The organism is Tenacibaculum litopenaei (genome assembly GCF_964514025.1).
Lineage (GTDB): Bacteria > Bacteroidota > Bacteroidia > Flavobacteriales > Flavobacteriaceae > Polaribacter > Polaribacter litopenaei.
Window position 1 is genome coordinate 198013 of sequence record NZ_CAZEQT010000006.1, and the last position, 26697, is coordinate 224709.

Annotated in this window: 27 protein-coding genes and 3 tRNA genes; 12 read left to right on the top strand and 18 right to left on the bottom strand. The window is 38.3% G+C overall.

The window, feature by feature from the left end; all coding sequences use genetic code 11:
- Positions 1–93: 93 nt before the first annotated feature.
- The 8 genes from ACKTS5_RS09390 to ACKTS5_RS09425 form a co-directional block, all read right to left on the bottom strand.
- The gene (locus tag ACKTS5_RS09390) at positions 94–807 is read right to left on the bottom strand and encodes a GNAT family N-acetyltransferase (RefSeq protein ID WP_408043614.1); all 714 of its coding nucleotides are present in this window, start codon (positions 805–807) and stop codon (positions 94–96) included.
- Complete coding sequence (locus ACKTS5_RS09395) at positions 804–1244, bottom strand: DMT family transporter (RefSeq protein WP_408043615.1); 441 nt, start codon at positions 1242–1244, stop codon at positions 804–806. The genes ACKTS5_RS09390 and ACKTS5_RS09395 overlap by 4 nt, the downstream gene beginning before the upstream one ends.
- Positions 1245–1296: 52 nt before the next feature.
- A complete protein-coding gene (locus ACKTS5_RS09400) occupies positions 1297–1893 on the bottom strand; it encodes a Crp/Fnr family transcriptional regulator (protein WP_408043616.1) in 597 nt (198 codons plus the stop codon).
- Between the two features lie 114 nt (positions 1894–2007).
- Positions 2008–2682: an NAD(P)H-dependent oxidoreductase gene (locus tag ACKTS5_RS09405; protein WP_408043617.1), complete on the bottom strand. Its 675-nt coding sequence runs from the start codon at positions 2680–2682 to the stop codon at positions 2008–2010.
- A gap of 235 nt (positions 2683–2917) precedes the next feature.
- Positions 2918–3439, bottom strand: a complete 522-nt coding sequence (locus tag ACKTS5_RS09410) for a RidA family protein (protein ID WP_408043618.1) — start codon at positions 3437–3439, stop codon at positions 2918–2920.
- Between the two features lie 234 nt (positions 3440–3673).
- Positions 3674–3756, bottom strand: a tRNA-Leu gene (locus ACKTS5_RS09415).
- A gap of 39 nt (positions 3757–3795) precedes the next feature.
- Positions 3796–3868, bottom strand: a tRNA-Lys gene (locus ACKTS5_RS09420).
- Positions 3869–4034: 166 nt separating this feature from the next.
- A tRNA-Lys gene (locus ACKTS5_RS09425) sits at positions 4035–4107 on the bottom strand.
- A 118-nt stretch (positions 4108–4225) separates the two neighbouring features.
- Between ACKTS5_RS09425 and ACKTS5_RS09430 the strand changes: the two genes are divergently transcribed.
- On the top strand, positions 4226–4747 hold the full coding sequence (locus ACKTS5_RS09430) for a shikimate kinase (RefSeq protein WP_408043619.1): 522 nt from the start codon (positions 4226–4228) through the stop codon (positions 4745–4747).
- A gap of 47 nt (positions 4748–4794) precedes the next feature.
- Here the strand turns inward: ACKTS5_RS09430 and ACKTS5_RS09435 are convergent, their stop codons facing one another.
- Both ACKTS5_RS09435 and ACKTS5_RS09440 read right to left on the bottom strand, forming a co-directional pair.
- The gene (locus tag ACKTS5_RS09435; protein ID WP_408043620.1) at positions 4795–5298 is read right to left on the bottom strand and encodes a phosphoribosyltransferase family protein; all 504 of its coding nucleotides are present in this window, start codon (positions 5296–5298) and stop codon (positions 4795–4797) included.
- 18 nt (positions 5299–5316) lie between these two features.
- Complete coding sequence (locus ACKTS5_RS09440; RefSeq protein ID WP_408043621.1) at positions 5317–5697, bottom strand: RNA-binding S4 domain-containing protein; 381 nt, start codon at positions 5695–5697, stop codon at positions 5317–5319.
- An 80-nt stretch (positions 5698–5777) separates the two neighbouring features.
- Between ACKTS5_RS09440 and ACKTS5_RS09445 the strand changes: the two genes are divergently transcribed.
- On the top strand, positions 5778–6641 hold the full coding sequence (locus tag ACKTS5_RS09445) for an FKBP-type peptidyl-prolyl cis-trans isomerase (RefSeq protein WP_408043622.1): 864 nt from the start codon (positions 5778–5780) through the stop codon (positions 6639–6641).
- A 454-nt stretch (positions 6642–7095) separates the two neighbouring features.
- Here the strand turns inward: ACKTS5_RS09445 and ACKTS5_RS09450 are convergent, their stop codons facing one another.
- Both ACKTS5_RS09450 and ACKTS5_RS09455 read right to left on the bottom strand, forming a co-directional pair.
- Positions 7096–7794, bottom strand: a complete 699-nt coding sequence (locus ACKTS5_RS09450) for a LytR/AlgR family response regulator transcription factor (RefSeq protein WP_408043623.1) — start codon at positions 7792–7794, stop codon at positions 7096–7098.
- A complete protein-coding gene (locus ACKTS5_RS09455; RefSeq protein WP_408043624.1) occupies positions 7791–8810 on the bottom strand; it encodes a sensor histidine kinase in 1020 nt (339 codons plus the stop codon). Before ACKTS5_RS09455 ends, ACKTS5_RS09450 begins: the two co-directional genes overlap by 4 nt.
- 153 nt (positions 8811–8963) lie before the next feature.
- Here ACKTS5_RS09455 and ACKTS5_RS09460 point away from each other — a divergent pair, with 153 nt between their 5' ends.
- The gene (locus tag ACKTS5_RS09460) at positions 8964–10799 is read left to right on the top strand and encodes a S41 family peptidase (protein ID WP_408043625.1); all 1836 of its coding nucleotides are present in this window, start codon (positions 8964–8966) and stop codon (positions 10797–10799) included.
- Positions 10800–10822: 23 nt separating this feature from the next.
- On the opposite strand, the gene ACKTS5_RS09465 is transcribed toward ACKTS5_RS09460, so the two are convergent.
- Positions 10823–12808, bottom strand: a complete 1986-nt coding sequence (locus tag ACKTS5_RS09465) for a GTP-binding protein (protein WP_408043626.1) — start codon at positions 12806–12808, stop codon at positions 10823–10825.
- Positions 12809–12813: 5 nt separating this feature from the next.
- Entirely contained in the window at positions 12814–13713 is a 900-nt protein-coding gene (locus ACKTS5_RS09470; RefSeq protein WP_408043627.1) for an EamA family transporter, read from the bottom strand.
- Between the two features lie 294 nt (positions 13714–14007).
- On the opposite strand from ACKTS5_RS09470, the gene ACKTS5_RS09475 reads away from it, so the two are divergent.
- From ACKTS5_RS09475 to ACKTS5_RS09510, 8 genes are all read left to right on the top strand, one after another.
- Positions 14008–15468, top strand: coding sequence for a M28 family peptidase (locus tag ACKTS5_RS09475; RefSeq protein WP_408043628.1), 1461 nt, complete (start codon positions 14008–14010; stop codon positions 15466–15468).
- A gap of 1 nt (position 15469) precedes the next feature.
- Entirely contained in the window at positions 15470–16438 is a 969-nt protein-coding gene (locus ACKTS5_RS09480) for a pyridoxal-phosphate dependent enzyme (protein WP_408043629.1), read from the top strand.
- A complete protein-coding gene (locus tag ACKTS5_RS09485) occupies positions 16416–17369 on the top strand; it encodes a Rossmann-fold NAD(P)-binding domain-containing protein (protein ID WP_408043630.1) in 954 nt (317 codons plus the stop codon). The genes ACKTS5_RS09480 and ACKTS5_RS09485 overlap by 23 nt, the downstream gene beginning before the upstream one ends.
- Positions 17363–18811: a threonine synthase gene (gene thrC, locus ACKTS5_RS09490; RefSeq protein ID WP_408043631.1), complete on the top strand. Its 1449-nt coding sequence runs from the start codon at positions 17363–17365 to the stop codon at positions 18809–18811. The genes ACKTS5_RS09485 and thrC overlap by 7 nt, the downstream gene beginning before the upstream one ends.
- 2 nt (positions 18812–18813) lie before the next feature.
- Positions 18814–19746: a phosphotransferase gene (locus ACKTS5_RS09495; RefSeq protein ID WP_408043632.1), complete on the top strand. Its 933-nt coding sequence runs from the start codon at positions 18814–18816 to the stop codon at positions 19744–19746.
- A 118-nt stretch (positions 19747–19864) separates the two neighbouring features.
- Positions 19865–20566: a hypothetical protein gene (locus ACKTS5_RS09500; RefSeq protein ID WP_408043633.1), complete on the top strand. Its 702-nt coding sequence runs from the start codon at positions 19865–19867 to the stop codon at positions 20564–20566.
- A 197-nt stretch (positions 20567–20763) separates the two neighbouring features.
- The gene (locus ACKTS5_RS09505; RefSeq protein WP_408043634.1) at positions 20764–21855 is read left to right on the top strand and encodes an acyltransferase family protein; all 1092 of its coding nucleotides are present in this window, start codon (positions 20764–20766) and stop codon (positions 21853–21855) included.
- A 94-nt stretch (positions 21856–21949) separates the two neighbouring features.
- On the top strand, positions 21950–22279 hold the full coding sequence (locus ACKTS5_RS09510) for a hypothetical protein (protein WP_408043635.1): 330 nt from the start codon (positions 21950–21952) through the stop codon (positions 22277–22279).
- Between the two features lie 13 nt (positions 22280–22292).
- Here the strand turns inward: ACKTS5_RS09510 and ACKTS5_RS09515 are convergent, their stop codons facing one another.
- Both ACKTS5_RS09515 and ACKTS5_RS09520 read right to left on the bottom strand, forming a co-directional pair.
- Positions 22293–23672 carry a 2OG-Fe(II) oxygenase gene (locus ACKTS5_RS09515; RefSeq protein WP_408043636.1) on the bottom strand — a complete coding sequence of 460 codons (1380 nt, stop codon included), beginning with the start codon at positions 23670–23672 and terminating at the stop codon, positions 22293–22295.
- Between the two features lie 70 nt (positions 23673–23742).
- Positions 23743–24339, bottom strand: a complete 597-nt coding sequence (locus ACKTS5_RS09520; protein WP_408043637.1) for a Crp/Fnr family transcriptional regulator — start codon at positions 24337–24339, stop codon at positions 23743–23745.
- 150 nt (positions 24340–24489) lie between these two features.
- Between ACKTS5_RS09520 and ACKTS5_RS09525 the strand changes: the two genes are divergently transcribed.
- Positions 24490–25278 carry a HesA/MoeB/ThiF family protein gene (locus ACKTS5_RS09525; RefSeq protein ID WP_408043638.1) on the top strand — a complete coding sequence of 263 codons (789 nt, stop codon included), beginning with the start codon at positions 24490–24492 and terminating at the stop codon, positions 25276–25278.
- Positions 25279–25690: 412 nt separating this feature from the next.
- Here the strand turns inward: ACKTS5_RS09525 and ACKTS5_RS09530 are convergent, their stop codons facing one another.
- Both ACKTS5_RS09530 and ACKTS5_RS09535 read right to left on the bottom strand, forming a co-directional pair.
- The gene (locus tag ACKTS5_RS09530; protein WP_408043639.1) at positions 25691–26341 is read right to left on the bottom strand and encodes a helix-turn-helix transcriptional regulator; all 651 of its coding nucleotides are present in this window, start codon (positions 26339–26341) and stop codon (positions 25691–25693) included.
- Entirely contained in the window at positions 26338–26697 is a 360-nt protein-coding gene (locus ACKTS5_RS09535) for a hypothetical protein (RefSeq protein ID WP_408043640.1), read from the bottom strand. Before ACKTS5_RS09535 ends, ACKTS5_RS09530 begins: the two co-directional genes overlap by 4 nt.

A 26697-nucleotide genomic window follows, 5' to 3' on the forward strand; every position in this document is an offset into this window, starting at 1 on the left:
TTATCCCCAATTTGAACTAGGGATATTGTGGTGTTTGACAGGGTAAACCCTAATTACATATGTTAATATATTAACATTTAATGTACGTATGATTTATTTAATTCGGTAATTATACATCATAAAATCTTCCTGAAACCCTAAGTCTTGATATAGCGGTTTGGCCATTTTAGAGGCTTGTAAACAAATGAGTTGCTGCTGGTTTTGAACAGCCTGTCGAATAAGTGATTTCATAATTTTTCGAGCATATCCCTTGCGTCTGTGCTGAGGGGGGATGCCCAAAGAGTGTATCCCTAGCACCGTACCGGTGGTAAAAGTGAAGACCGTTCCTACTAAAGTGTTTTGCTTGTAAATATTATAAAAGGCAATGGTTTCCGAAGTTTTAAAAACGGTACTTGCTGGAATCTGATAGCCAAAGGCACTGGCAAAGGTGGCTGACCAAAGTTGAGCATGTTGTTCGGTAGTTACCTTACTAAATGTGAGTTCATCATGGCCTTCTGTATCCAGAGCTGTAGGTTGTAAGTGCATACCAAATTGTTGAGAAGCAAGATCGAGTTCCTTCGCTAAGGCTGAGGCAGGACTGATAGGAGCACCAAACATTGATAATCTCGTATTTCTGTAATCAGTGTTCTTAGCGGTTAAGATGGACAACGGAATGTTATCGGTAGATGACCAGATTCTATTGGGCCATTCCGAATCGTTTATAAAGGCGGTTTTAACTCCCTTAATGCATTGATAGTCTCCCGAGGCTTGGGCAACAAGTGTCCATAGGGCTGCTAGGTTTTCTATATTTAACGTAGTATAATTCATTTTTGATAATTTAATAAGATTACTGCTAAAAGCAAACTCAATATTCCAACTATTTTTCGGGTGTTGATTGGTGCTTCTGGTAAGTTAAACCAACCGAAATGACTAGCAATTACAGAAAAGAGCAATTGTCCCATCAATCCAAAGGCTATCATTTTTGAAATGCCAATTTTCGGAATGGTATAAAAATATGCCGAGAGTCCTAACAGACTAAAAATTCCGCCAAGTGGCCACAAATACCAAGGAAAAGATATCTTTGTATTGCAATGACTTCCCTGGATACGAAGCAGTATCATTCCTAGTACACCACTAGTAATGGCTGTTGCTACGACCGCAATCAAAGGTTGTTTGGTACTTCGCGTGATTTGAGCGTTAAATCCAGCCTGTACGGCTAGAAACACGCCTCCCATAAAGGCTAAAATGTAAAATATGAGTTTCATATTTCAAAAGTACCTTTATGGATAAACAAACTACTTTACCTATGTTGAGTACCTATGAAATAGTTAATTTTTTTCGAATTCTACTGAGCTGGGTAGGGGTGATACCTAAATGTGAGGCAATTAATTGTAGGGGAATACGTGATTCGATATTAGGGTGCGCTTCTAAAAAACTTTTGTATCGATGTGTCGCTTCTTGAATGACTATCGCAACTTCTCGTTCCTCCTTGTCTCGTATCCAGTTTTTTTCCAAATATTGAATATAAAAATCCTTAAAATACCCATCCGTATTGATAAGCGCTCTGAAAGTTGTGTAATCGATTTCAAACATACTTGAAGCTTCGATACAGGTCAACGAGAATTGTGAGGGCGTACGATCCATGGCAGAAACTGTTGAACCGACAAATGCGCCTTCCAAAAAGATGTTTTTATGGTATTGTTTTCCCGATTCATCCATAAAACAAGAAACCACAGAACCGCGGTAGAGCAGATAGAGTTTTTTAGCAATAGTACCATAGGGAAGTACACAGCTGTCAGCAGGGAGCTCAATGAGCTTTAAATGTTTTGTTATTTGTTCAAGCGAATCTCGGTCAATGGCTAAATAACGATCAAAAATTTGTTGAATATATCTTAGGTGTTCTTCGTTTTGCATGCCTCGTTTTTCGGCAAAATTACTACAAATACTTTATATTTTACTACTTCGCATAATGGCTTAGCGCACCGCGTTTATAAAAAGGAAAAAAGAGCTCTTAGAGCTCTTTTCACATTATTTCCAAGTAATAATGTCTTCCAAAGGTCGCCTTGTTTTAGAATGAGCAGGTTCACTTTTTCTATGACCAAAGGCCACCATATAAGAGAGGCCGTATTTAGTTGTATCGATACCGAACTCTTCTTCTAGTAATGCCGTTACTTTTTCTTCGTGAAAACCCTCAATAGGACAGCTGTCAACCCCTATAAGAGCTGCTGAAGTCATCATGTTCCCTAAGGCGATATAGGTTTGTTTCGAAGCCCAATCAAAAAGCTTCTTATCGCTGTCTAAATTAAAATCACGCTCTTGAAATTCTCGGTAAAACTTTAGGTATACCTCTTGTACATCTTCTGGGAGTTGCTTAATTTCCTTCATCATGTACTGTATATAATCAGAGTCCCACTTGGTCATTGGAGCTTTCATACTCAATCCTAGCACGAAATGACTGGCAGTATCTAACTTCAAAGGGGCTCCCCAAGCAACAGGTTTTAATAATTCGCGTAATTGACTGTTTTGAACAATGACAAAATGCCAAGGTTCAAAACCAAAAGAGCTGGGTGATAAGTTTGCTGTTTTTAAAATAAACTCCATCGTTTCTTTAGAGAGTTTTTTTTCCGGATCGAACTCTTTGGTAGCATGTCTTGATTGAAAGGCTGCTAAAATATCTTCTTGTGTAATTGTTATGGTACTCATATTGTATTTAATTTTATACTATACTTATTATAGTAGCAAAAATAACTATAGCTTTTATATCCTGCAATAACGGTCAAAAAGGATAGTATCAATTTAGTAAACGCTCTCATTACGGATTCTAAAAATTATCGGATTATAGGTTTCACCGTTACGGTCGGAAAAAATATTGGACATACTAGTAGAAATATAGTCTAGGCCTATTATTCATTATACTGGTATTTTTTCGCAACATTTCTCATAAATTACTACTTGTAAATTCCATTAACTTCGAAAGGAGGGGGCTCTTAGTGCAGTGATACAGCTGCAGGTAGCTATAGTTTGTGCGGTTATTTCTTTTTAAAGGCGATGGCAGTGCTAATGTAGGTACGGGGATTAAGGTACTGGCGGGATATCGTTGCTGATTCCAGAGCACTTTCATTTCTTCGGTCCAAATACGCAATTTTTCTTCGTTGTGATCTACTATTAAAATGGTAATTTTCACGATGTTTTCGGGCTTTAGCTTATGGCTATCAAGGATGTGTTGGATATTTTTCAAAGCTTGTTGTACTTGTTTTCTAAAATCACTGGAAAGCGTATGCTTAAGGTCTTGACTACCACTTTGTCCTGATATAAAAATATACGTACCCTGGTTGAGTACTTTCGCTGAATGGCTGAATCCAAAAGGACTAGGGTCAAACAAGAGCGAAGGGTTGTGGTATTCCTGAGCTAGGAGGGAAGTGCTTAGTAATAGGAGTTTCAGTAAGATTACTTTCATCATATATAGTTTTTAAATTCACTTACAAAATTAGCTGTACAGCACTCCACAGTACTTTACATAAGTTGATTTGCCAAGAACAAGTGTTCTTTTGGCGTAGTGACTACTACTGGTGGTCTCCTTTAAAAACTATAGAGAAAACTGCGTAACGGAGAAGAAAATAATTAGTGAGTAGGTACGGATGAAATAGCATTAAATAAAAAAACCTTGTAAACAAGATGTTTACAAGGTTTTCTGTGCACGTAACAGGAGTCGAACCTGCACTCACTTGGTGAACAAGCCCCTCAAGCCTGCGCGTCTACCAATTCCGCCATACGTGCGTAAATAAAAAAAGTTAAGTGCTAACACTTAACTTGTAGTGACCGGGCTGGGGCTCGAACCCAGGACCCTCTCCTTAAAAGGGAGATGCTCTACCAACTGAGCTACCCGGTCATTAATTTGCTTAAGCATCTTTGTGATTGCGGATGCAAATATACATTCTTTTTTTTAATCTCAAAATAGTTTTTTGTAAAAATTATTTAGAAAAAATTTAGTTCAAAATTTAAAAGAACGCTCACAGTTTTGCTGTGCTATTTTTAAGTTTTTCAACTTAAAAAAGTGACCGGGCTGGGGCTCGAACCCAGGACCCTCTCCTTAAAAGGGAGATGCTCTACCAACTGAGCTACCCGGTCTTGTTTGCTATTGCATATCTGCGATTGCGGGTGCAAATATACAACGGTTTTTTGATTCTCAAAAGCTTTTTTTAGGTTTTTTTTAATGATATTTGTAACGTCTTAAAAGTCAATAAGAATGAAATTAATTTTTTTAGGGTACATGGCAAGCGGAAAGTCTACAATAGGAAAAATTGTAGCAGAAAAGCTTTCATTACCGAGTTTAGATTTGGATCATTATATAGAAGAAAAAGAACAAATGTCTATTTCTGACATTTTTCAGAATAAAGGAGAAATTTATTTTAGGCAAGCTGAGCATCGATATTTGAAAGCATTGCTTGCATCAGAGGAAGATTTTGTACTTTCTTTAGGTGGAGGAACTCCCTGCTATGCCGGAAATATGAATTTGATGGGGAATTCAGATGCGAAAACCGTTTATTTGAGAGCTGGAGTAGGTACTTTAGTAGGGCGTCTTGAACAGGAACGAGAAAACCGCCCTTTGGTGGCGAGTCTGAAGCCAGACGATTTAGCAGAGTATGTGGCGAAACATCTATTTGAAAGAAATCCTTACTATATGGAGGCCGATTATCAAATAGGGATCGACGGTAAGCCTATAGATACTATTATAACGGAAGTGATGCAGCTATTTTCACAAGAGTAAAACAAGCACAAAAAAAAGCACTGTAAAGGATACAGTGCTTTTTTTTGTTATGATAAATAAGCGATGGTTTCGTGCTCTTTAAATTCAACCACCACGTGTTCTTTAATAGATGTAGAAAGGGACAAGCCTTTAAAATCTGCTTTCACTGGGTACTTTTTGTGATTCCTATTTACAAGTACAGCTGTTTTAAAACGCTTTAATGGTACCTCTAAAAAGTGTTTGACTCCGTATACTAAGGTCGTTCCTGAGTGCAGCACATCATCAATCAAAACTAGTGATTTGTCGGTGTACTCTTCAGGTGTTAGTGAGGTTTGTACCGAATTGATTGGGCTTTTCTTGTTCATAGTCACCTTACATAAGATGAGTTGTAAGGGTGATATCTCTTCCAAGACAGCAGCTAGTTTTTGAGTTAACAAATAGCCGTTTTCTGCAATACCTGCTAAGACAACTTCTGTTTCTTCGCTGTTGGCCTCATAAATCTGGTAAGCAATACGTCGAATTTTCTGATTGACTTCTGTATCGTTTAATATAATAGAGTTGGTTGTATTCATATATAGGTGTTTTAAGGCTTAGACTTCTCCTTCTTGATCGTCGTAATAATCTTCTATATCTCTTCGATCTTTCTTGGTTGGACGTCCTGTTCCTTTTTTGCGATAATGGTCTTTGGCAAATTTAAGTAATTCCGTCTTTTCGAACTCTTCCTTAGGAGTCAAATCTTTTCGGTACAAGTCCACGAGTTTTGCTCCCACGCGATTTTGGGGGATGTCGAGTACTCGGATCTTGTAGTTAATTTGATTTTTACGGATGGTAATCTCTTCGGTACCAAAAACTTCACGAGAGGGCTTTAAATTAGTTCCTCCCATTTTAACGTGGCCTTTTTTACAAGCATCTGTGGCTATACTACGCGTTTTAAACAGCCGAATACACCACAAATATTTGTCAATTCTCATATAAAAAGTTAAAAATTAGTTATTCATTTTTTACAAAAATATAAAAATGCTAACTTGCGCGTCAAAATTCTTTATATTAAATGATAAAAACTAAGCATTTTTTATTCGCCCTTTTAGGAGCTGTTTTGCTTACTTCATGTGGAAGCAATGAAACAACACCTTTTGATCATGCTGCACAAGCATTAATTGATAACGATACTTTGGTTAAGTTTTTCAAGAACAATTACTACAATCCGACAACTAAATTAGTAGAACCCTTAAAGGCTGGTGAAACTGCTTTGGCTGATGATGCTAAGTTGATTACAAAGGAAGTTACTGAGAATGATATCAAGTATAAATTGTATTATTATCAGGTTGAAGTGGGGACAGATCCGAAAGCGAAAGGTTTCCCAACGGTAATGGATTCTGTATTGACCAAATACGATGGTCGTATTATTAGTAATTCAAAAACGGTTGCGAATTCTTTTGAGAAGAATACGGCTTGGTTAACGCTTGCGAATGTAATTCCAGGATGGACACATGCCTTTGTTCATTTTAAAGGAGGACAAAACACGACCGTAACAAACGGACCTTTAAGTTATACTGGTGAAGGTGATGGAATTATCTTTATTCCTTCTGGATTGGCCTACAGAAATGTCGGGTCAGGATCAGTACCTGCCAATGGAATTTTATTGTTTTATATAAAGCTGTGGGACATCGTTCCGAACACAGACCACGATAGAGACAATGTACCGAGTATCTTCGAAGATCCTGATGGTGATGGAAATCCAAAGAATGACAACACCGATGGAGATTCGTTCCCAAATTATTTGGATACCGATGACGACGGTGACCGCGTATTGACCAAAGACGAGGATAAAAATAAGGACGGTGATCCAAGAAACGATTTTAACGATCCAAACAATCCAACCTTACCGGATTATTTAAATAGAAACGCGCGCTAATCGAGTTCGCAGTTTATCTAAAAGAAAAGTCTACCATTACCGGTAGACTTTTTTTTTGAACCATTCATCGACACAAACCCTACCACTTAACGATAGATAACGGACATCTGTCTTTATAAATTCATTGCTAATTAACTCTGTTGTATCTTTAATATAGTAGTAGTAAGTTAATTTTTTGATTAGCGATTTAAGGTTTTCTCTAGGAGCTCTTTTTCTAGTGAAAACCTTTCTTTTTTTACCTTAGTTTACAGGGGAACTAGGTAGGCTAATTAGGGAAAACCCTGAAGTAGGTTTAGGGCTGTTGGGCATTGTCAATCCTGGCATTTTGTCGTAGTATTGTATAGTAAACGCAACCGTAATAGGTTGTTCTATTTTGGGAGAAATTCTAACTAGAAAGAAGAAGAATTACTTAATTTTAAAAATCCTTGTGTCAATAGATCCAAGGATTTTTTAGTTAAAATCGCAAGCTGTCTAAATAGTGTTTAAGTCGCTGACGATAACTAGCGCCCACAGGAATCACTTGATCGTTTACAATGACATCTTTTCCGTTGTAGTGATTAATTTTTCGCAATGGTATAATGTACGATTTATGAATGCGAATAAATCCCTTAGGCTCGAGTTCTTCCTCAATAGCTTTAAGCGTTTTTAAGGCCAGTTGATGTTGCTTTCCAACGACGATTTTTACATAGTCTTTCATCCCTTGGAAATAATCAATATCATCTAGGTATATCTTTATAAAATCTTCTCCGTCTTTTACGAATACGGCTTCGGATACATCTGGTTTTCCAGTTGGATGCTGCTGGGCTTCAAATCGTTGTAAGGTTTTACTAAACCGTTCAAAAGGAATGGGTTTTAGCAGGTAGTCTGCAACGTTGAGTTCAAAACATTCTATAGCGTACTGTGAATAGGAGGTCACCATGACGAAAGAAAGCTCTTTTCCAAGAGCCTTAATAAGCTCTGTTCCGGAAAGTTCTGGCATGGCGATGTCGCAAAACACCAAATCGACACGGTTGGTTTGCAGGTATTTAAAGGCGGCTAAAGCATCGGTAAAGCTCTGGGCGATTTCAAAGCGGTCAAAACTGCTGAGATAATGCTTTAAAACGTCTAAAGCTAAAGGTTCATCGTCGATGAGTACTACTTGATAGGGATTCATAATTTACTTGGAGTTAGCGTGAGTTGAACCAAATATTCTTCTTCTGTTTCTTTTATGTGCAAGGCATTTTTTGGAAAGCCTGATAATTGAAGTCGTTCTCGGAGTATATCTAGGCCTTTTCCTTGCCTCGATTCTTGAAAATGCTGTTTGCTTTGTTTCTTATTTACGATGCTAAAAATAACATTATTTTGAAGTTGGCTGATGTTTATACGGATATAGCTATCTGCTTGGTTTGTATATAGCCCGTGTTTAAAGGCATTTTCAACAAGAGGAATTAAGAGTAGTGGAGGTACAAGAAAATCCATTGCTACCCCGTGGTGATGAAACTGAATTCTATCATCTGTACCAAACCGAATTTGTTCGATGGTAATGTAGTCCTGAATAAAAGCAACTTCTCTGGCTAACGGAACCACTGATAATGCACTTTCATCTGTTAAATAGCGCATCATGTTGGAGAGTTTTAGGATGTAAGTGCTCGTTTGTTGCTTGTTTTGTAAAGACAGGCTGTACAGGGAGTTAAAGGCGTTGAATAAGAAGTGCGGATGAAGCTTGTTTTTTAGTAACTGTTCTTTGGTTTTGTTTAACTCTACCTGCATTTGTCGATAGCGGTTGAGATAGGGGAGATTATGGATAAAGTTGATGGTGAAATAGAGGAGAAGTATGATGCCGAGATAACTCGTAAAAATATCGAACGAAGTCCCAATTTTTAATTGCCCATGTCGGTCGTAATCTTTTAATCCAGCCATCGCAGAAATGCAGCTTAAACTCGTTACAATGAAAATGATTTTGTAGAAACTAGTCCAAGATCGAAACTTAAAAAAGGCTGCGTATGCGATGATGGCAAACACAAAATGTTCAAAGGCATCACAGGTCAGAAAAAAATGGAGTGAGTGCGGAGTAGCTATAAAAATCCGATCGAAAAGGGGGATCAGTATTCCTAGTGCTACTGCAGTATACAGTGCAGGCTGCAGCCATGGTGCTTGTTGCAACTGTGAAATTTTTTTTGATAGGTTCATGTAGGCATGTTTACAAATATAAAGATACGCAATAGTTAATTCAATAAGTCGATCGTGCGCCTTGGTTTATCGATACACAGCCTAGGCTTGTCTATTTCATTTGTACTCATAGTAGTGAACGTATAGTTTTGAGTTGCTTAAAATACTAGAGAAATGAATATACTAAGAAGTTTTTTATTGTGGGTGATAGGAAGTTTATCCCTGTGGTCTCAGTCTGACGATTTAAATAAAACTGCCCCCTTCCAAGCTGTGAAGTGGCAGGCGAGACAACCGGTAGTTTTAGTTCAAAACCAATGGTTGCCATTGGTCGCAATAGACGGAACAAAGACGGAAGAAATTGTTCAATTTTGTCGAACGCAGTTTCCGTTTAAATGGAAAAAGCGATTCTCAGAAGATCTGGTTCCCGTATTGGGGGCCATGGGAAAAGCCGTTACTGAGGAAGTAACCTTGTCGGTTCTAAAAGAGAAACGATTAAAGGAGATTCGATCGATATATACGAGGAACAACCGTCAGCAGGTATTGTCATTTAATAGGAAGCACAAACCCGATACGAAGGTGGTTTCCGAAATAACGTTGGATCAGGCGCTTTCAGATATCGCTGAATTTGAGCAGATCATCAAAGAACGTTCGTCGTATTACCGTTATCGTACTACAGCTTTTTCGTCTGCTATCAAAACCCTGAAATCATCAGTTGCAAAATGGAAACAACCGATACAAGTTGCGGAGCTTTCATTCGAACTGGCAAAGATTATGGCATTGCTGGGGGATCGTCATTCAAGCGTTCGTTGGAAAGGGTTTCGCTCCAGTGAATATCCAGCGTATACCAAGCGCTTACCCTTTGCTATTGTACCGTATGATACCAAGGTGCTGGCTTTGAAGAAAAGCGAAAATGGTTGGGAATATTACAAGGCGGATTTTCCATTTCTGGAAGCAATTAATGGGGTTCAGATTAGTGATTTTATAGACGCTATGGCGTATCGATCTCGATTGGCTCCAAAAGAGGCTAAGCTGAAAAGAGGCAGTACTTCCCTTCAGCGAATAGGTCAATTATATGTCAAGAATAATCTTCCTTTACCAGAGCACTTTAAATTTACATTTTCTAATGGTAATGAAATACAAACGGAAACCTTAGCCCTTACGGAAGAACGCATCGGATATTATTCTCAGGTAGAAATGGAGAACTACCAATTGGTAAATGCTATGCGACAAGGAAATCACCAGGGAATCTATAAGCAACTAGGCACAGGAATCGATTATCTTCGTTTTCCGTCTATGATACATTTGGATGAGCAACCTGACTTGGCGCGTTTTATCCAATCAAAATTGGACGCTAGCAATGCGAGTTCTTTAATCATCGATCTTCGGTTTAATCCCGGTGGAGTACGTGATCTCATTCAGTTACTGAGTCCGTATATCGTACCACCTTCTGAATCGCCGTGGGTGGCCAATGTTGCCTACTTGCGAACTGATGAGCCAAGTAAGCGCTTTGGATCGATGTCTAGTAGATATCTCTATCCAAAAAATGCTGAAGAATTTAATGAAGAGGACAGAGAAGCAATAGAAAAGTTTTCGAAACATTTTACTACTGCTAAAGGATTTGAGAAAACACTTTTTAGTATACCTCATTATATGCTTTTACGCAATGATACTGGTAAACGAGTACCTAAGGTGTATATCTTGGTCAATGAAGAGAGTTTTAGCGCAGCAACAGTGTTTACCAGTGCTTTTAAAGGTTTACCAAACGTACAAATTGTAGGTGTTCGAACCGATGGTTCTAGTGGAAACTCTAAAAAAATATACCTAAGTGCTTCAAAAATTCGCGTAAAAGTATCAACCATGTTGTCCTTTCAGCGCAACGGTCAAACGCTTGACGGTGTTGGAACCCAACCTGATATTGAAATCTCGGCATCAAAAAATCAACTGCTGACAGGTGAGGATGACCAATTGAAGCAGTTATTAGAGATCATTAAGGCTCCGACGAAGAGGTAATCAAGTGATCAAAAAAGGGATCGCTACCAATTTTTTCGTTCATCAGCCTTAAAGGCACCGCGTTTATGCAATATCCATTGTGCTTCATCAAGGGGGCAAACCCCTTGATAAGGGCGCGTTTTATCTTCTGAAAATTCTGTTTTATCATAGCCGTCAAGGGTAAACTTTAAGCGTCCTTTACCTGAGGTTGTACCTGCAAAACGAATAGGGTATTCTAAGGCTTGGGCAACGGCAACACGCCCAGATAGCAGAAAGGAATCTTCAATAAATTCAGGAGTCTCGAGTTGAGCTCCCATCTGTGATAAATCACCAGTAATAGCACCGATACTTTCGGATGGAGCTTTGATTTGGAATCGATACATAGGTTCCAATAAATCAGTTCCGGCTTTTTCTAGGCCTCTTAATATTCCCATGGGAGTAGCTAATAAAAAGTCGCCTGGATTTGAGTGCACATTATGATCAGATCCTTCTTGTAGGGTGATGGAAAGGTCGGTAACTTCCCACCCCTTAATTCCTTGACGCAATGACCACGGTATGGCGCGTTCAACTTCGTTCTGATACTTCGTAGCAATGTCAGAAGTCCGCACTGCTGAACGGTATTGAACTCCTGAACCCGGTGCTCCTGGTTCGATTAAAAAGGTCATAATGGCCCAGCTTGGTTTTGGCATCCAATAACGAACATACCCTTCCGCAGTAGTTTTAGGAGTTTCCTTATAAATTACCTTTGGAGGGAAAAACTCAGTAGCAATGCCATAGCGTTCTAACAGGCTATCTTTTAATATTTCTGTTTGCATCGGTCCGAGTATTTTTAAAGAAAAAGTTCGATCCTCTTTGTTCCACGAAAAGTCCAATAAAGGATCTTCTATATTGAGATATTCCAGTGCTTGTCCTAAATTTTGATACTCTTTCTCGTTTACTGCCTTTACTTCAGTACTCAATACTGGTGTGTTCATAGGAGTAAAGGTGTTCAAGGTCGTTTGCGTGCCTAAAACGTCTCCCGCCGGAATAGCTTCTGAAGTCGCAATAACGCCGATATCTCCAGCGTGCAATTCAGCAACGGGTTCATAGCTGTTGAGCTTGCGTTTTAAAAGCTGATTTATCTTACAGTCTTTAGCTGCTGTTTGGGACCAAATACTCGCTTTGGCTCTCAAGGTTCCACCGAGTACTTTAACATGAGCCAATCGACCATAGCGTTCATCGAAGTATACTTTAAACACTTTAGCACTCAGGGTTTGATCACTGTAGTTAGGGTAAGGAAATAGTGCCTGTATAAATACGAGTAATTCGGAAATTCCCAGACTCATTTTTGCACTTCCAACCACAACTGGGACGAGTTTGGCGTCTTTGATAAGTATTTTCGCTGTATCGTAAACATCATGATAATTGAGAAGATCTTCGGCGAGTAGTGATTCTAAAATGGCATCGTCGTAATCGGCAATATTTTCGAGGGTTTTTTCTATAGGATATTCGCCAGCAAGTTTGCCAAAGTCATGAAACTCCGTTAGCGTAAATGCATCTTCATTATGAGTATTGAGATAATTAAGCATACATGCTTGCAGTTGTAAATCACGCTCAATATCTTTAAAAACACGTTCTAGGTCTGCTCCTAAACGATCTATTTTATTGACAAAGAAAATAACTGGAATCCCACGTTCTTTAAGGGCTTCCCATAAATTTAGGGTATTAGCTTGAACTCCCTCAACAGCAGAAACCACCAAAATAACAACGTCTAGGATGTCTAAGGCCCGATCTACTTCCGCAGAGAAATCTATATGGCCAGGAGTATCTACTAGTTGTATGCAGTGACCGTTCCATTCCAATTCAACGCTAGCGGTTTTAATAGAAATACCTCTAGCTTTCTCCATAGCAAGCCCATCCGTTACAGCCGAACCTTTATCGACACTACCTTTGGTTCGGGTTGTACCCGCTAAGTGCAATAACTCTTCAGTTAGAGAGGTTTTACCTGCATCTACATGCGCTACTATTCCCAGTGTTTTTGTCTGTCTCATAATTGCTATGAATATAAAATTAAAAATACCCCTAAGGTAATTCCTGCTAATGGCAGTAGTTTTTTACGCTTGTTTTGCTCTTTAAATAGCAAACCACCAATGACCACGGCAATGAGTATTTGACTTCTTTTAATGGCTGAGAGTAACATAATTAAGGCTTCAGGGTCTTGTAGTGCTTTAAAGTAAAAATAATCTGCAGTTTGCAATAATATTCCCACGGCAGGAATGGTCCATCGAAACGTAAAAGCTGCTCGCTTCTCGTGATAAGGAAACCAGGTAAAGGCCAATACAATTAAAAGAAATAAGGTAGTATACGTGCAAAACCAAAATTGTAGGGTAGGAGGATTTAACTGTAATTGTTGTATCAAAAACTTGTCGTACAATCCACTACTAGCACCTAAAAACGTGGCCCCGATGATGGCAAAAATCCATTTATTTCTGGTAAAATTGATGCCTTCTTTTTTTCCTATTTGTGAATAGCCAATAACTGAACCAATAATCATAAAAAATCCTAGCCACTGCAGTGCAGTAGGCTGTTCGTTATAGATGAGTATAGCTCCTATAAAGGTAAAAAATGGCCCCGCTGATCGTATGGGGGTAACAATCGTAATTGGCAGGTGTTTTAAGGCTTGATAGGCTAAAATCCATGATGACATCATGATAAGTGATTTAATGGCTATCAAACCATGCGTTTTCAAAGGTAATTCGCTTATCTGTAATCCGTACGGTGCTAAAATTTCTGGAGCAATTTTGCTAGTTACAAAAAGCGGACTTACCCAAAGTAGTCCAGCTAGGGTAGTACCAAATAGCACTGGAAACACCTCATTTCCTTTAACCGCGTGTTTTTTACATAAATTATGTAGGCCTAAAAATAGAGCGGCCAAAAGTCCTAAATACATCCACATGGCCGCGAAGATACACTTTCAGGTGAACATGTGCTCAAAAAAACACGGATTATAACACTACTTAAAATTTAGTTAAAAGGGTTTGCTAGGCAGCAAAAAAGTGTATATTTGTGACGGACGCAATTTTTAGCAGTCTCGACTGCTCAGTGTATTTTAACATTAAGGAAGAAATTGGAAATACAGTGAATTGCCTACGGAAAACTCCGTATACCTTAATTACCTCGTGGTAATTGGTGTACGGAGTTTTTTTATGCCTTTACCCGAGATTTTTAGTGTTTAATTAAAATGTATAAAATGAAAAAAATTTTGGTAAGATTAGGTATTGCGTTGGTCGTTTTAGTGGGAATTTTGGTATATGTATTTCCTCAAGTGCTATTTTTGTTTCCGTTTACACAAAAATGGGCTTTACAACGCGAAGGCTCACAGGTAGCGACGTTCTATTTCAAAAATGAAGCAAAAGATAGCCTGTGGATGAAGGGTGTTATTTACAGCAATACTCTGGAAGATTTAAAAGCAGTACTCAACAAACATCCGGAAGTTACGACCTTAGTGATGGAAGAAGTGCCCGGTTCAATTGACGATGAAATCAATTTACTGGCCTCAAGAGTATTGAGGAATAGAGATGTAAACACCTATATCCCAAGAGATGGCTGGGTGGCTTCAGGTGGGACCGACATGTTTTTAGCTGGTACTGAGAGAGCAATACATCCTACAGCGCGCTTAGGAGTCCATTCGTGGGCAGGAATGGAAAAGGTTGCTACCGATTATCCTAAAGATGCTGAAGAGCACAAAAAGTACTTAGCTTATTACAAAGAAATGCAAATTCCCAGTCGCTTTTATTGGTATACTTTAGAAGCAGCTCCCGCCGACAGTATTCATTGGATGACTCCTGTAGAAATTCACGAATACAAGGTCGTGACTCCTGAGTTATCATGGAATAGCCTATTGGACTTGCAAAAAGTACTGGCCTCAGATGCCTATGCGGGTAGAGGTACAGGAGCGAATAAATTAGCACAAAATCTCATTGAAAATCACTTTAGAGGTTTAGGTTTACAGGTAGCGACCCAGGAGTTTTCTTTTGAAGACGAACGAACAGGGAAAAAACAGTCGGGAAAGAATATAATAGGGACTATACAAGGCACCAAGTATCCCTCATCGTACATCGTTGTTGGAGCGCATTACGATCATATGGGGATGGTAGGTGACACCATCTACAACGGGGCGGATGACAATGCTTCAGGAACCGCTGCAGTATTGGAATTGGCACGCTTTTTTAGTAAAAATCCACCAGAACACAGCATCATATTCGCTGCTTTTGACGCCGAAGAACTGGGTTTGTGGGGCTCTAAACACTTTGTTAAACACCCTCCAGTAGCTGAAAATCAACTGAATTTGATGCTTAATTTTGACATGATAAGTAGAAATGATCAGAATGAAATTTATGTAGTAGGAACTCATCAGTATCCAAAATATCGACCTATTCTAGAAGAAATCTCTAAGAATTTTACCGAATTAAAGGTTTCATTTGGGCACGATGATCCAAACGACCAAACGAAAGATTATTGGATGCAATCATCAGATAATGGACCTTTTTTCGCTATGGGAATCCCCAGTTTAACTTTTAGTGAAGAAGATCATGCAGACTATCATCAACCAACAGATGATATTCAAAATACACATCCAGTGTATTACAAAAATGTAGTAGCTTTAATAGCCCGTACCTTAGTTGCTATAGATCAGTTAAATCCTTTGTAAAATGAATGTGAGAGAAGAAATACAACAAAAGCACCTTGATTTACAAGGAAGTATTTATACCACACCATTGCTATATTCACAGGTGTTAAGTGATATTTCTGGGGCTGAAGTGTATTTAAAATTAGAATTGCAACAGCGAACAGGGTCGTTTAAAATTAGAGGCATGTTTTCAAAACTCCGAAGTTTGACTCCGAGTGAGTTGGCGAAAACCTTGGTGGCATCTTCTACAGGGAATCATGCAGCAGCCTTTATCTATGCCGCTGAGATACTTCAATTTAGAGGAGTGTTATTTTTACCAGAGACCATTACAAAGGCGAAACTCAAGGCATTAAAGAGTAGTCGCGTTCGCATAGAACTCTTTGGTAAGAATAGTGTAGAAGCGGAAGAACAAGCCTTTCAATATGCAAAAGAGCACCAAGGAATACTGATACATCCTTACAACGATATTAATATTATTAAGGGGCAAGCAACCTTAGGTTGTGAAATCGAAGCTCAGCTGGGAGCTGTAGATACGGTTTACACACCTATAGGAGGTGGTGGATTAGCAGCGGGTTTGTGCTTGTATTTTAAAGACACGACCACAGCGGTTGTCGGTTGTCAACCTGAAAATGCATCTGAGATGTACGATTCTATTAACGCCAATAAAATTGTAGCTCCTTCTGCAGCTTTAACCATCGCGGATGCTGCTGCGGGAGGAATAATTAAAGATGCCATTACCTATGATATCTGCAGTGCTCATTTAGCGAGGATCCAGTTATTAAGTGAACGAGAAATTAGTTGTGCCGTTCGCTTGCTCATTGAGGAACATCAACTTATTACGGAGCCAACAGCGGCACTTACCGTAGCAGCATTGCTTAAAGACACTGAAGTGTCGGGAAAAAAAGTAGTGTTAGTACTCACAGGGAAGAAAATAGATTCAAATTTATTACTTAAAATATTACAGACTAATGACAAGTGTTATCAATCTTGAAAAGATAAAGGAAATCACAGAGAACCTCGATTTGGTTCAGGCCATGGAAGAAGGTTTTATCGCCTATAGTAATGAACAAACAGTTGTTCCACCGGTAGGGGAGTTACTATTCGACGAGCCCAAAGGGGATGCGCATATCAAATATGGATATATCAAAAATGACGATTACTACGTGGTGAAAATTGCCTCAGGATTTTACGATAATCCCTCACTAGGTTTGGCTTCAAGCCAGGGATTAATGTTGTTATTTGATCAAAAAACAGGAGTGCCGAAAGCAGTTTTATTAGATGAAGGCTACTTAACAGACCTGAGAACAGCAGCAGCAGGAGCACTTGCTGCGAAATATTTTGCTCCTGAGCAGGTACAAGCCATAGGGATTGTAGGAACTGGAATTCAGGCAAAATGGCAACTGGAAATGTTAAAATCTGTTAGCTCCTGTCGCAACGTATATTTGTGGGGCCGAAATCAGGAAAAAACAGCTGCATTCGCTGCCTCTTTAGGTACGGAATGGACTCCTATTATCGCGAAATCACCTGATGAATTGGCGAGAAAATCAAATTTGATTGTAACCTGTACACCAGCTGAAGTTCCTTTAATACCGGCAGCTGCCATTCAGCCAGGGACACATATTACAGCTGTAGGTTCTGATACTCCTCACAAACAGGAATTAGAAGCAGGAGTATTTATCAAAGCTTCTCTTGTCATTGCTGACAGCCTGAACCAAAGCAAAAGCCGTGGTGAAATTTTTAAAGCAACACAAGCGGGTACCCTGGAGGCTTCTAGGGTTGTAGAGTTAGGAACGGCAATTCAGTCAGGAATAACAAGAAAAGAGTCTGATATCACGGTGGTCGATTTAACCGGAGTCGCTGTTCAGGATATTATGATTGCAAAAGCAGTATATCATCACTATAAAACCTCAACAAAATGCTAAATTATGTAAGTACCACAGGAGGTGGAGAAGCTGTAGATTTTGAAACCGCTATATTAAATGGGTATGCCAGTGATGGAGGCCTGTATGTTCCAGAACAATTACCAAAAATTGACAGCGCTCAATTAGCATCGTGGAAGGGACTTTCTTATAAGGAGCTGGCCTTCGAAATATTATCATTGTTTATTCCAAGAACTGCCGTTCCCGCAGAAGATTTAAAAGGTTTACTGGCTCAAGCCTATGCCGATTTTTACGTCGAAGAGATAATCCCCATTACAAAATTAGCATCACGAAAAGATACTTATATCATGGAGTTGTTTCACGGACCTACCATTTCCTTTAAAGATATAGGGATGGCATTTTTGGTGAATCTCGTCGATTATTTTCTGGCTAAGCGCAATGAACATTTATCGCTTGTCGTTGCTACCACCGGTGATACTGGACCTGCGGCAGCTTTCTATACGGCAGGTAAAAAGCATTTAGATGTTTGGGTGTTGTATCCAGAAGGGAAAATCACTCCCGAGCAGGAACGACAAATTACCACCTTAGTGGCGTCTAATGTTTATCCGGTAAGCGTAGCCAATTGTACCCAAGGAGGGGATGATTTAGATGCGATTATTGCGAAAATGTACGCCGACCCAGCATTTAAAGCTAAGCTCAACATTTCAAGTGTCAATTCCATTAACTGGGGACGTGTTATGATGCAGACCGTTCATTATTTTTACGGCTATTTACAGCTCGTTGAAGAAATAGGCACTCCTATCAATATTGCTACACCATCAGGAGGATTTGGTAATTTGGGGGCAGGAAGTTTGGCAAGGGAAATGGGCTTACCGATTCAGACCTTTGTAGCGGCGAACAATCAAAATGCCTGTTTACACCGCATTTTTGAGGAGGGTATTTTTTCTTTAGAACCCATTGTCTCAACACCGGCATCAGCTATCGACATCCTTATCCCGATGAATTTCTGGAGATATCTTTACTTTAAACTCAAAGGGGACACCAACGCAATCAAAGAATACAAACAGGTTTTTGACACCGTAGGTTCTGTGCGTTTTAAACGAGAACACCATCGTATATTGCGAGAGGGATTCAGTTCATACAGCGTTTCTGATAGTGAAACATTGGCAGAAATGAAGCAGGTTTTTGAAAATGAGGCCTACTTGCTAGATCCACACGCTGCCGTAGCGCTACAGGCAGCAAAAAATGCGGATCGAGTGGATGCTTCTCTAACAACGCTTTGCTTGGCTACGGCTCATCCTGCTAAGTTTCCTGAAATAGTAAAAGAAGCGCTTACAACTGAGGTATTGCCTGAAGGGGCGACACATTTTTCTATTGAAAAGGCTGCTGAAGCCTGTGAAAAAAAACTTCATTGTGACCTAGCATACGCACAAAAAGCCTTAATGGCTTTTATGGAAGAAAACTATACACAAAAACAATCCTAAGCATGGCGATATACACTCATATGTCTAAAGAGACTATCCGAGAAATCTTAACAACTCAGTACGGTATTGACGGACCGTGCGAATTTGTAGCGCTAAGTGGAGGGTTTGAAAATAGCAATTACAAGATTACCGTTAATTCAAGACAGTACGTTTTAACTATTTGTGAACAAAAATCTTGTGAAGACAGTGTAAAACTGGCATTGTTACTTGAATACCTCAAAGCAAACTCCTTTGATACTTCTGTACTAGTACGAAATAAAGACCATAAACTATTGGCTTTTTACCAAAATAAACCAGTACTCTTAAAGGAGTATGTGCAGGGAACCATCGTACAAGATTTTAGCGACACAGAATTACGTGCCATCGGTAGTGAATTGGCTAAACTTCACAGCATTATTGCACCTTCGTACTTACCGGACAGCCCTGCTTATGGTTTGCGTTTTTTTGATCAAATTGCAACATACGAACCAGAAAGTCCGTTTTACGCATGGTTATTGGCCCTAAAATCAAAACTAAGCACTTATGAAGGATTGAGTAAATCATTGATTCATTCTGATTTATTTTTCAATAATGTGGTGGTAGTTCCCAATGGAAATGTCGTATTGATGGATTTTGAAGAAGCCTGTTATTACCATCGAGTTTTTGATATAGGAATGGCCTTGATAGGGTGTTGTGTTTTGGATAACGTATTGGATTTGGCCAAGGTTGCAATAATACTTGAAGGTTATCAAAGTAGTGCACCATTGGACGACAATGACAAACGAGCATTAAAGGATTACACTGTTTATGCTGCGGGTGCCATGGGTTTTTGGCGTCATCAAAATTATAGGTTTACACGACCTGATGAAAATTTTAAAGAGAGTTATCAAATTCTATTTAATCTTGCAAAAAGTATACAAACCATGAACGATGAAGATTTTTTGAAACTTTTTTAGGAGTAATAACTCGTTAATTAACAGAGAGTAGCAGTGTGCTGCTCTTTTTTTTTTGAAAAAAATAAAACTTTTTCAAACTATAAAGGTCTAAGAAAACAGAACACAAAACCAGAAGATTATGAAAGGATTTGTAAAAATATCAACTGGAATTATCACTGTCGTAGGTTTATTTGTTACGATGAACGCTCAGGGGCAAAACCGAAGAGAAATGGCCCAAAACAAGCGAGAGATCAAGATAGGGGTGAAGGAGTTGAAACGCGATAAAAACGAAATTAAAGCCTTTAGAAGTAAAATAAAAAAACTTAAAAGAACTTGGGAAGCTTCAAAATACTTTAATGCCTTACAACTAAAAGGGGGCGTTGAGGCCAGTATGGAACTCGAAATTGCACAACTCAAAACCAAGTTGGCAAGAGCAGTGAGAGAAGTGAGCTCCAGCAAACGCGAAGTCCGCAGTAATACAAGAGAGCAGGCTCGAAACTTACGACAGTTTAGAGGCACGGCTGATGATTATCGCGATATCGCCAGAGACAGACGAGATAGCAGAGATGATCGAAGAGATGTACGCGACGATAAGGCTGACGTTCGAAACCTAAGAAAACGATTGTTGATGCAAGAACGATTGTTTGCAAAGTTTCAGTCTTTATCCGTGCGCATTAAACGAGATCGACTTGAGGGCATGGAGATTGTAAAAGATTTTCTTAGAACCATGGAGGCCGATTTGAAAGCCACCAAACGCGAATTGATAGAAGACAAAAGAGAGCAACGCGAAGATATTAGTGAATTACGCGACGATAGAAGAGAAAGAAGGGAAAGGTTTTAAGTTAAAATCACTAGTAGTAGAGCGCGGAGCTTGTATTAAGAAGCGAGAGGAGATTCCTGATTAGGGACCCTCTCGTTTTTACTTTAACAACCTTACAAAAAATACATTTATTATATTCTATAACAGTACAATTTTAAATTTGTTATTTTCGTCAAATCTAAATTTTGGAAAGTAACAATACTAAGTAAGTTGACATTATGAATACCCCCGATACGAACAGAGTTTATCAAATTGATTTGTTTAGGTTTATTGCTGCTTTAAGTGTGGTTTTGTATCATTATTTATTTAGAAGCTGGGCGGGTAATATAGATTCTAACCTTGATTTCTACATACTAGGATCATTTTTCAAATATGGATATTTGGGAGTTGACCTATTTTTTATAATAAGTGGATTTGTGATTGCTCTTTCTATTCAACATAGATCAATCACAAGGTTTGCGATATCAAGGATTTCAAGGCTTTACCCTGTCTATTGGGTATGCGTTACATTATCCTTTTTGGTAATTACCTTTTTTGGGGGAGAAAACTATAATGTAAGCATAAGGGAATTTATCGTCAATCTCTCTATGTTTCAAAATTATTTGGGGACGAAAAACGTAGATGGAGTTTATTGGACTTTGTTTGTGGAAATGAAATTTTACCTATTTACAATAGGAATGTATTTATTAGTGAATAAACTACATAAAGTCAATTTTGACTATCTACTAATTTTTTGGTCGGTAATTACTATACTTAATATTCCATTTGGGCATCTTTATTTAATGAAAAAAATAAACTATTATTTCATTGTAGAATGGATGCCTTATTTTATAGCAGGAATGACTTTTTATCAGATTTATTCACAACGAAATTTGTCAATAAAATATGTTTTAATATTATTAATTTCTCTGGGTACATCCATTCACTACGCTATTTTAAGGTTACCTAGTCTCGAAAGTAGTTATAAAATAAGTTTTTCTCCTTTAATTGTGGTAGCCATTATATGTGTTTTCTATATAATAATGTTAATGGTTTCAACTCACAAAATGCAAAAGATTAACTCTTCAATTTTTATTAAGTTAGGTGTATTGACATATCCTTTATATTTGATTCATCAGAACATCGGCTTTATTATTTTCAGCAAATTTCAAGGAGTTAGTAAATTTTTGTTGGTCAGTATTGTAATCCTTGTAATGCTGTCTATTTCATTTGTTTTAAGTAACTATTATGAGCCTTGGTTATCAAAAAGAATTCGTAAGCTGTTAAATAAGTTTACTGCTCATATATTAATTAATAAAAAAATGGAGTAGTTTGTCAAAATGTTGATTTTCAATAGGAAAATCACCTGATTTATCCTTGCAATTGGCTAATAACTGTTCTTTTTTGTATCTTAAAGAGAAAAAAATGATTTTATTCTTACGCAGGTGTATAGGGTATTCTTTCTTGCTGATTGTAGGAGGAATTATCACAGCCAAAATTTTGCATTGGATTTTCAATTTTTCTTGGGAAATATCCATGTTCATTAACTCATTGATGTATGTCGTTATCGGGTTAGTGTACCTGCGGAAAGCATTTGTGGTAAAGCAGTATAGTTCCTTGTTTTTATTAAGTGGACTCTTTATTCTCGTAATGAGCTTTATTCCTTATTTTCCGGGTAAACAAGTGGTTGCTGTTGTTGCTCTGTTAGGACCTATTTTACTACCTGCTTTGCTGTCATCAAAAGAAATTATCTAAGCTAAGCAATTTGTTAGCTTACCGTCAGATCTAGTTGGCTAATAACGCCTTCGTATCCTGCAATGTAGAGTTGATTATCTAGAATACTGATAGCTTGAATAAAGTGCTCCTGACGAATCAAAATGGAACTCTTATTGTTTTTTAAATCCAAGTAGCTAACAGCTCCGTCTTCACTGGCACTCAACACTCCGTCCTTATACGGAAGTATTACCGTTATTCTTCTGGTATGCAGCTTAAAAACGCGTTTGATTTGATAGTTTTTTCTGAGCAGCAGTAAGCTACCTTTGTCCGTACCTAAAACGAGGGAATTCCGATGCTGGTTTATACAACACAAAGCCTCTTTCCAGTGAACGAGCACCGACGTTCGCTTTTTATCGGGCTGAACTTTTTTGAGCATTCCATCTCCACCGCAGGTAAGCAGATGGTTTTTGACTGAGAATAATGCCCAAATCCAAGAACGATGAAGTTGAATGGAATCTTTTAAGATCAACTCAGTATTTGTAAAATAAAGTGTCCCTCGAGTACCTCCTAAGACGTATTGATTATTGAAGCGTCTGGCAGAAATAATCATTTCATCTAATGCTAGACTCGCTAGTAATTTTCCTGAACTATGCCATTTTTTGATGGTAAAATCTCTCGAACAAGACAGGTATTCCTCGGGGCCAACAGCACGTAATACTACTACGGAAAGTGTATGTGCTTTAAATGCTGAAATACGTGTAAGTTGTCTGTTCCACATTTTAATCATCCCATCTCTGCCAGCACTTATAATATTCCCGTTCATTTGCAGCAAGGTCCAGATATACCCTCGGTGAAATGGATACTCCGAGTTGTCATCTACCAGTAAATCCGTTCTTAGGACAAATTTCATCCCTTGGATTACTGAATCTCCACTATGCCATAGATGATGATCGAAGACGATAAGTTTTCCCTGTGTCGGCTGAATAATTTTGCACGGGATAGCTGAATCTTGCTGTTTGTAAAACGAAGTTGTACCGCCAAGGTATTCATGCGATGGATTTAAATACAGTACAAAGGAATATGCCGATTTTGTGTGATCATCTGTAAAGTAAACACCATCTTGATGTTTCGAAAAGTGCTGATCACGTTGATATTTACAATACCGTAACCGAGGGTTGATCCCTGATATTTTAGGGCTCAAGGAAAGGTTATTAGACTGCAAGTATACCTGAAGTCGTGTCAATAATTTCGTTGCCAGCGGTTCATTTTCTTCTACATAGCGATCATTGGTTCTGTAGTAAGTGGGATAATGTGAAGTGGCTGCTGTAAAATTGTCCATTACGCTATTTAATAGTTCAATGCATTCTTCCGCAGTCAAAAACTGAGGAATTTCTAATAGCTGTAGTTTGTTAAATTGTTGTTGCTCATTCATGGTTAACAAGTTTGCTAGGAGCAAATATCTCAGGAACAATAACGTTAGGCATTGACCTATGATAAGATTTTCAATTCCGTATTTGCTTTCGCAATCGACTCATAGACTCAGGAGTAATTCCAAGATAAGATGCGATATAATGATGAGGAATTCTATTCAGCAATTCGGGATATTGACTAATAAATGCCAAATAACGATCATTGGCACGATGGAATTGTAAAGAAGCTATTCTTTCGGTCGCGAGCAAATAGTTGTTTTCTGCAAGGATTCTACCTAGCGTATTAAAACTCCTGTATTTATAGAGCTTAGTCCAACTGTGATAGGGAATACTCAATACCTCACCGGCTTCAATACAATGAATGCTGGAAGTACTTGGAGTTCGTGTCAATAAACTCGTAAAGGAAGCGATAATGGGATTTCTGAGGGAGTAACTAAAATAATCCGTAATTTCTTTGCCTTCGTATAATTGAAAATTTCGAAACACTCCGGAAAGGACAAACTTGATGGATTGACAATAAGCACCTTGGTTTAAAACAATGCTATTCTTTTCATAATACTCAACTGAGACTAAGCTAATAAGTTCTTCAAATTCACTAAGAGTTAGCGGGGTTATTGTGTTGATATATTCAAATAACCGATCGCGATATATTTTATCCTGTAGGTTCATACTTTCCAAATACACTATGAAACACAAATATAAGGGGGCTAGGTACAACAATTTTCTATTTGAGTAGTCAATGTTAATTGCGCGAGGGAATAATCGCCTATTTTTCTCAAAAAATAGTATCTTACCACAAACACCAAACGTATAAAATAAATGATAGAAGAAAAAAAGAAACTCGAGCTCATGCACGAGGAGCCAAGGTATCACAAAAACGTACTATACATACGCCCAGAAGAACAGGATGTATTAAAGAAGGTAAAAATTGTTTTTGGAGGGGTTGGTCTTGGTAGTGTACTTGCAGAGTCCTTGCTTCGCCTTGGTTTTGAAAATTTTGTCTTTATCGATGGAGATACAGTAGACGCCTCAAATCTAAACCGACAAAATTATACCGAAGCACAGGTAGGGAGTTCCAAAGTGGCTGCCATTAGTGAGCGATTAAAATCAATTAATACCAATGTAAATATTGAATTCCATAATGTTTTTCTAGAACCGGATACGGTAAAGCAATATCTAAAGGGTAGTGATATCGCTATTAATGCTATTGACTTTGATGTGATGGATACCCCTTTTGTCTTTGATCAAGTTTGTAAGGAACTAGGAATTCCAGTAATACATCCGTTAAATTTTGGTTGGGCGGCAGGAGCTTTTCTGGTGACACCCGATAGTGATCAAATTTTTCAAGTGGAAGAGCAGGAAGACCGTTTTGAGTTCGTTTTAATTGAAAAAATGCTTGCGTATTTAGAAAAACGCAACGACATAGAATTGTCTTGGTTTTATCAAATAATAGAAGATTACAAAGCTGTTTCCAATCAAATAAGCCCACCACAACTGGTGGTTGGCTCAAATTTGGCCGCGGCCTTAACTGCTAATATCGTTTTTAGTTGGGTCACAAAATTACCCGTAAAAACTTATCCAGAACCTTATTTCATTTCAACCAGATAACTAAAAAAGCACTTCATTGAAGTGCTTTTTTTGCTTCCGCTCAAAGACAATTATTGGTATTTTAACGAATTTACAGCTCGGATAAACTAATTTTTTATCAAAACCTTGAAATATCGCTTATACTCTTATATGGTAAAAAGAGTTATAGGAGGCGTATGTACGATATTCGGTATCATTTTATTGTGTTGTCCTGGAAAGGTCAACGCAGTACTCTTATTCTTAAACATAGATGAAAAAACAGTGATTATGGAGCTGGAGACCTTGTTATTTATTGGTTTAAACTTTTTTATCTATTTGTTTATTATATATCTAATATACGTCGGGATATTAATGTTAAAAAATAAGGCAGTGCTGTAACGGGTTGCACTCACAAGAGGCCTTGTTGTATCGATGTACATTTGTACCATCGCAGCTAGGGTAGTGCTTTGTAAGCAGCTGTACTTCGCTTTATATCATCGAACAATCGATCTCTCAATTTTTGGGGTTTTGTTACTAGTAATGAGTGACCAAAGCCAAGGAGCAGGCGTTCTAATTCTCTATTAGGAATAACGGCCATGCTAAAATAACTCCCGTCAGCAGTTGTTCGAAGTAGTTGCTGTGATTTATGTAAGGGTTTTGTAAGAACGTAAGGGGTGTTTTTTTTATCTACCCAAAACTCGATATCTTGGACTTCTGAATTAGCCACGGTGACACCAACGACGTGCTCGTAATAAGTATCTCCGTCAATTTCACAATCGATATAATCCGTTTGAACCGAATTGGAAATACATTGAATTCTGTCGAGTGCAAAAGTAGCCATATTGTTTTTCCGATAAGCTAATACAAACCAACGATTATTGAATTCTTTTAACAATTGCGGATGGATGGTCAAGACATTGGCAGCAGCTGCCTTAAAAGATTGATAGGTAATATCGACTGCCTTTTTATCTTTGATAGCTCTATACAGCGGATCGATAAACTCCAGACCTCTCAATAATTCGTTTTTATCGAGATGTATTATCCTGCGCTGATTATTCGTGTTTGAAAATACAGAATCCTCCAAGCGTTGTACAACACCATTCATTTCCTCAAACAACGAAAAATCTTTAAATTCTTTAAAACGGTAATCGCTTCTTGAATTACTGCAATGTCTCCTTCGCGAATGGGAATATTTTTGATACTGTAATTGGGATCAGTATATCTATAATACTTACGGTCGTATACTTCTATAGGAGCTTCGTACCCCAACTTATCACTGCGCATGTGCTGAATGTCGAGCTGGACCGTTCTTTTACTGACAAAAACATCTTTCCCCTCGTACTCGAACAAAGCCTCTGAACAGGCGTCAATTAAATCATTAAGTGTCCAACGGCGGAATGAATTGCGCAAGCACTGATCGATAACCTTGTATCGAATCAGTGCATTTTTATTAGATGCCAA

Bases quoted from the DNA above. Each gene is read 5' to 3' on its own strand.
- ACKTS5_RS09470 (WP_408043627.1), bottom strand. From the start codon at position 13,713: ATGTGGATGTATTTAGGACTTTTGGCCGCTCTATTTTTAGGCCTACAT.
- ACKTS5_RS09530 (WP_408043639.1), bottom strand. From the start codon at position 26,341: ATGAATGGTGTTGTACAACGCTTGGAGGATTCTGTATTTTCAAACACG.
- ACKTS5_RS09480 (WP_408043629.1), top strand. From the start codon at position 15,470: ATGAATGTGAGAGAAGAAATACAACAAAAGCACCTTGATTTACAAGGA.
- ACKTS5_RS09435 (WP_408043620.1), bottom strand. From the start codon at position 5,298: ATGAATACAACCAACTCTATTATATTAAACGATACAGAAGTCAATCAG.
- ACKTS5_RS09410 (WP_408043618.1), bottom strand. From the start codon at position 3,439: ATGATGAAAGTAATCTTACTGAAACTCCTATTACTAAGCACTTCCCTC.
- ACKTS5_RS09430 (WP_408043619.1), top strand. From the start codon at position 4,226: ATGAAATTAATTTTTTTAGGGTACATGGCAAGCGGAAAGTCTACAATA.
- ACKTS5_RS09390 (WP_408043614.1), bottom strand. From the start codon at position 807: ATGAATTATACTACGTTAAATATAGAAAACCTAGCAGCCCTATGGACA.
- ACKTS5_RS09520 (WP_408043637.1), bottom strand. From the start codon at position 24,339: ATGAACCTACAGGATAAAATATATCGCGATCGGTTATTTGAATATATC.
- ACKTS5_RS09405 (WP_408043617.1), bottom strand. From the start codon at position 2,682: ATGAGTACCATAACAATTACACAAGAAGATATTTTAGCAGCCTTTCAA.
- ACKTS5_RS09525 (WP_408043638.1), top strand. From the start codon at position 24,490: ATGATAGAAGAAAAAAAGAAACTCGAGCTCATGCACGAGGAGCCAAGG.
- ACKTS5_RS09475 (WP_408043628.1), top strand. From the start codon at position 14,008: ATGAAAAAAATTTTGGTAAGATTAGGTATTGCGTTGGTCGTTTTAGTG.
- ACKTS5_RS09500 (WP_408043633.1), top strand. From the start codon at position 19,865: ATGAAAGGATTTGTAAAAATATCAACTGGAATTATCACTGTCGTAGGT.
- ACKTS5_RS09485 (WP_408043630.1), top strand. From the start codon at position 16,416: ATGACAAGTGTTATCAATCTTGAAAAGATAAAGGAAATCACAGAGAAC.
- ACKTS5_RS09445 (WP_408043622.1), top strand. From the start codon at position 5,778: ATGATAAAAACTAAGCATTTTTTATTCGCCCTTTTAGGAGCTGTTTTG.
- ACKTS5_RS09495 (WP_408043632.1), top strand. From the start codon at position 18,814: ATGGCGATATACACTCATATGTCTAAAGAGACTATCCGAGAAATCTTA.
- thrC (WP_408043631.1), top strand. From the start codon at position 17,363: ATGCTAAATTATGTAAGTACCACAGGAGGTGGAGAAGCTGTAGATTTT.
- ACKTS5_RS09510 (WP_408043635.1), top strand. From the start codon at position 21,950: ATGATTTTATTCTTACGCAGGTGTATAGGGTATTCTTTCTTGCTGATT.
- ACKTS5_RS09505 (WP_408043634.1), top strand. From the start codon at position 20,764: ATGAATACCCCCGATACGAACAGAGTTTATCAAATTGATTTGTTTAGG.
- ACKTS5_RS09460 (WP_408043625.1), top strand. From the start codon at position 8,964: ATGAATATACTAAGAAGTTTTTTATTGTGGGTGATAGGAAGTTTATCC.
- ACKTS5_RS09465 (WP_408043626.1), bottom strand. From the start codon at position 12,808: ATGAGACAGACAAAAACACTGGGAATAGTAGCGCATGTAGATGCAGGT.
- ACKTS5_RS09440 (WP_408043621.1), bottom strand. From the start codon at position 5,697: ATGAGAATTGACAAATATTTGTGGTGTATTCGGCTGTTTAAAACGCGT.
- ACKTS5_RS09515 (WP_408043636.1), bottom strand. From the start codon at position 23,672: ATGAATGAGCAACAACAATTTAACAAACTACAGCTATTAGAAATTCCT.
- ACKTS5_RS09455 (WP_408043624.1), bottom strand. From the start codon at position 8,810: ATGAACCTATCAAAAAAAATTTCACAGTTGCAACAAGCACCATGGCTG.
- ACKTS5_RS09395 (WP_408043615.1), bottom strand. From the start codon at position 1,244: ATGAAACTCATATTTTACATTTTAGCCTTTATGGGAGGCGTGTTTCTA.
- ACKTS5_RS09400 (WP_408043616.1), bottom strand. From the start codon at position 1,893: ATGCAAAACGAAGAACACCTAAGATATATTCAACAAATTTTTGATCGT.
- ACKTS5_RS09450 (WP_408043623.1), bottom strand. From the start codon at position 7,794: ATGAATCCCTATCAAGTAGTACTCATCGACGATGAACCTTTAGCTTTA.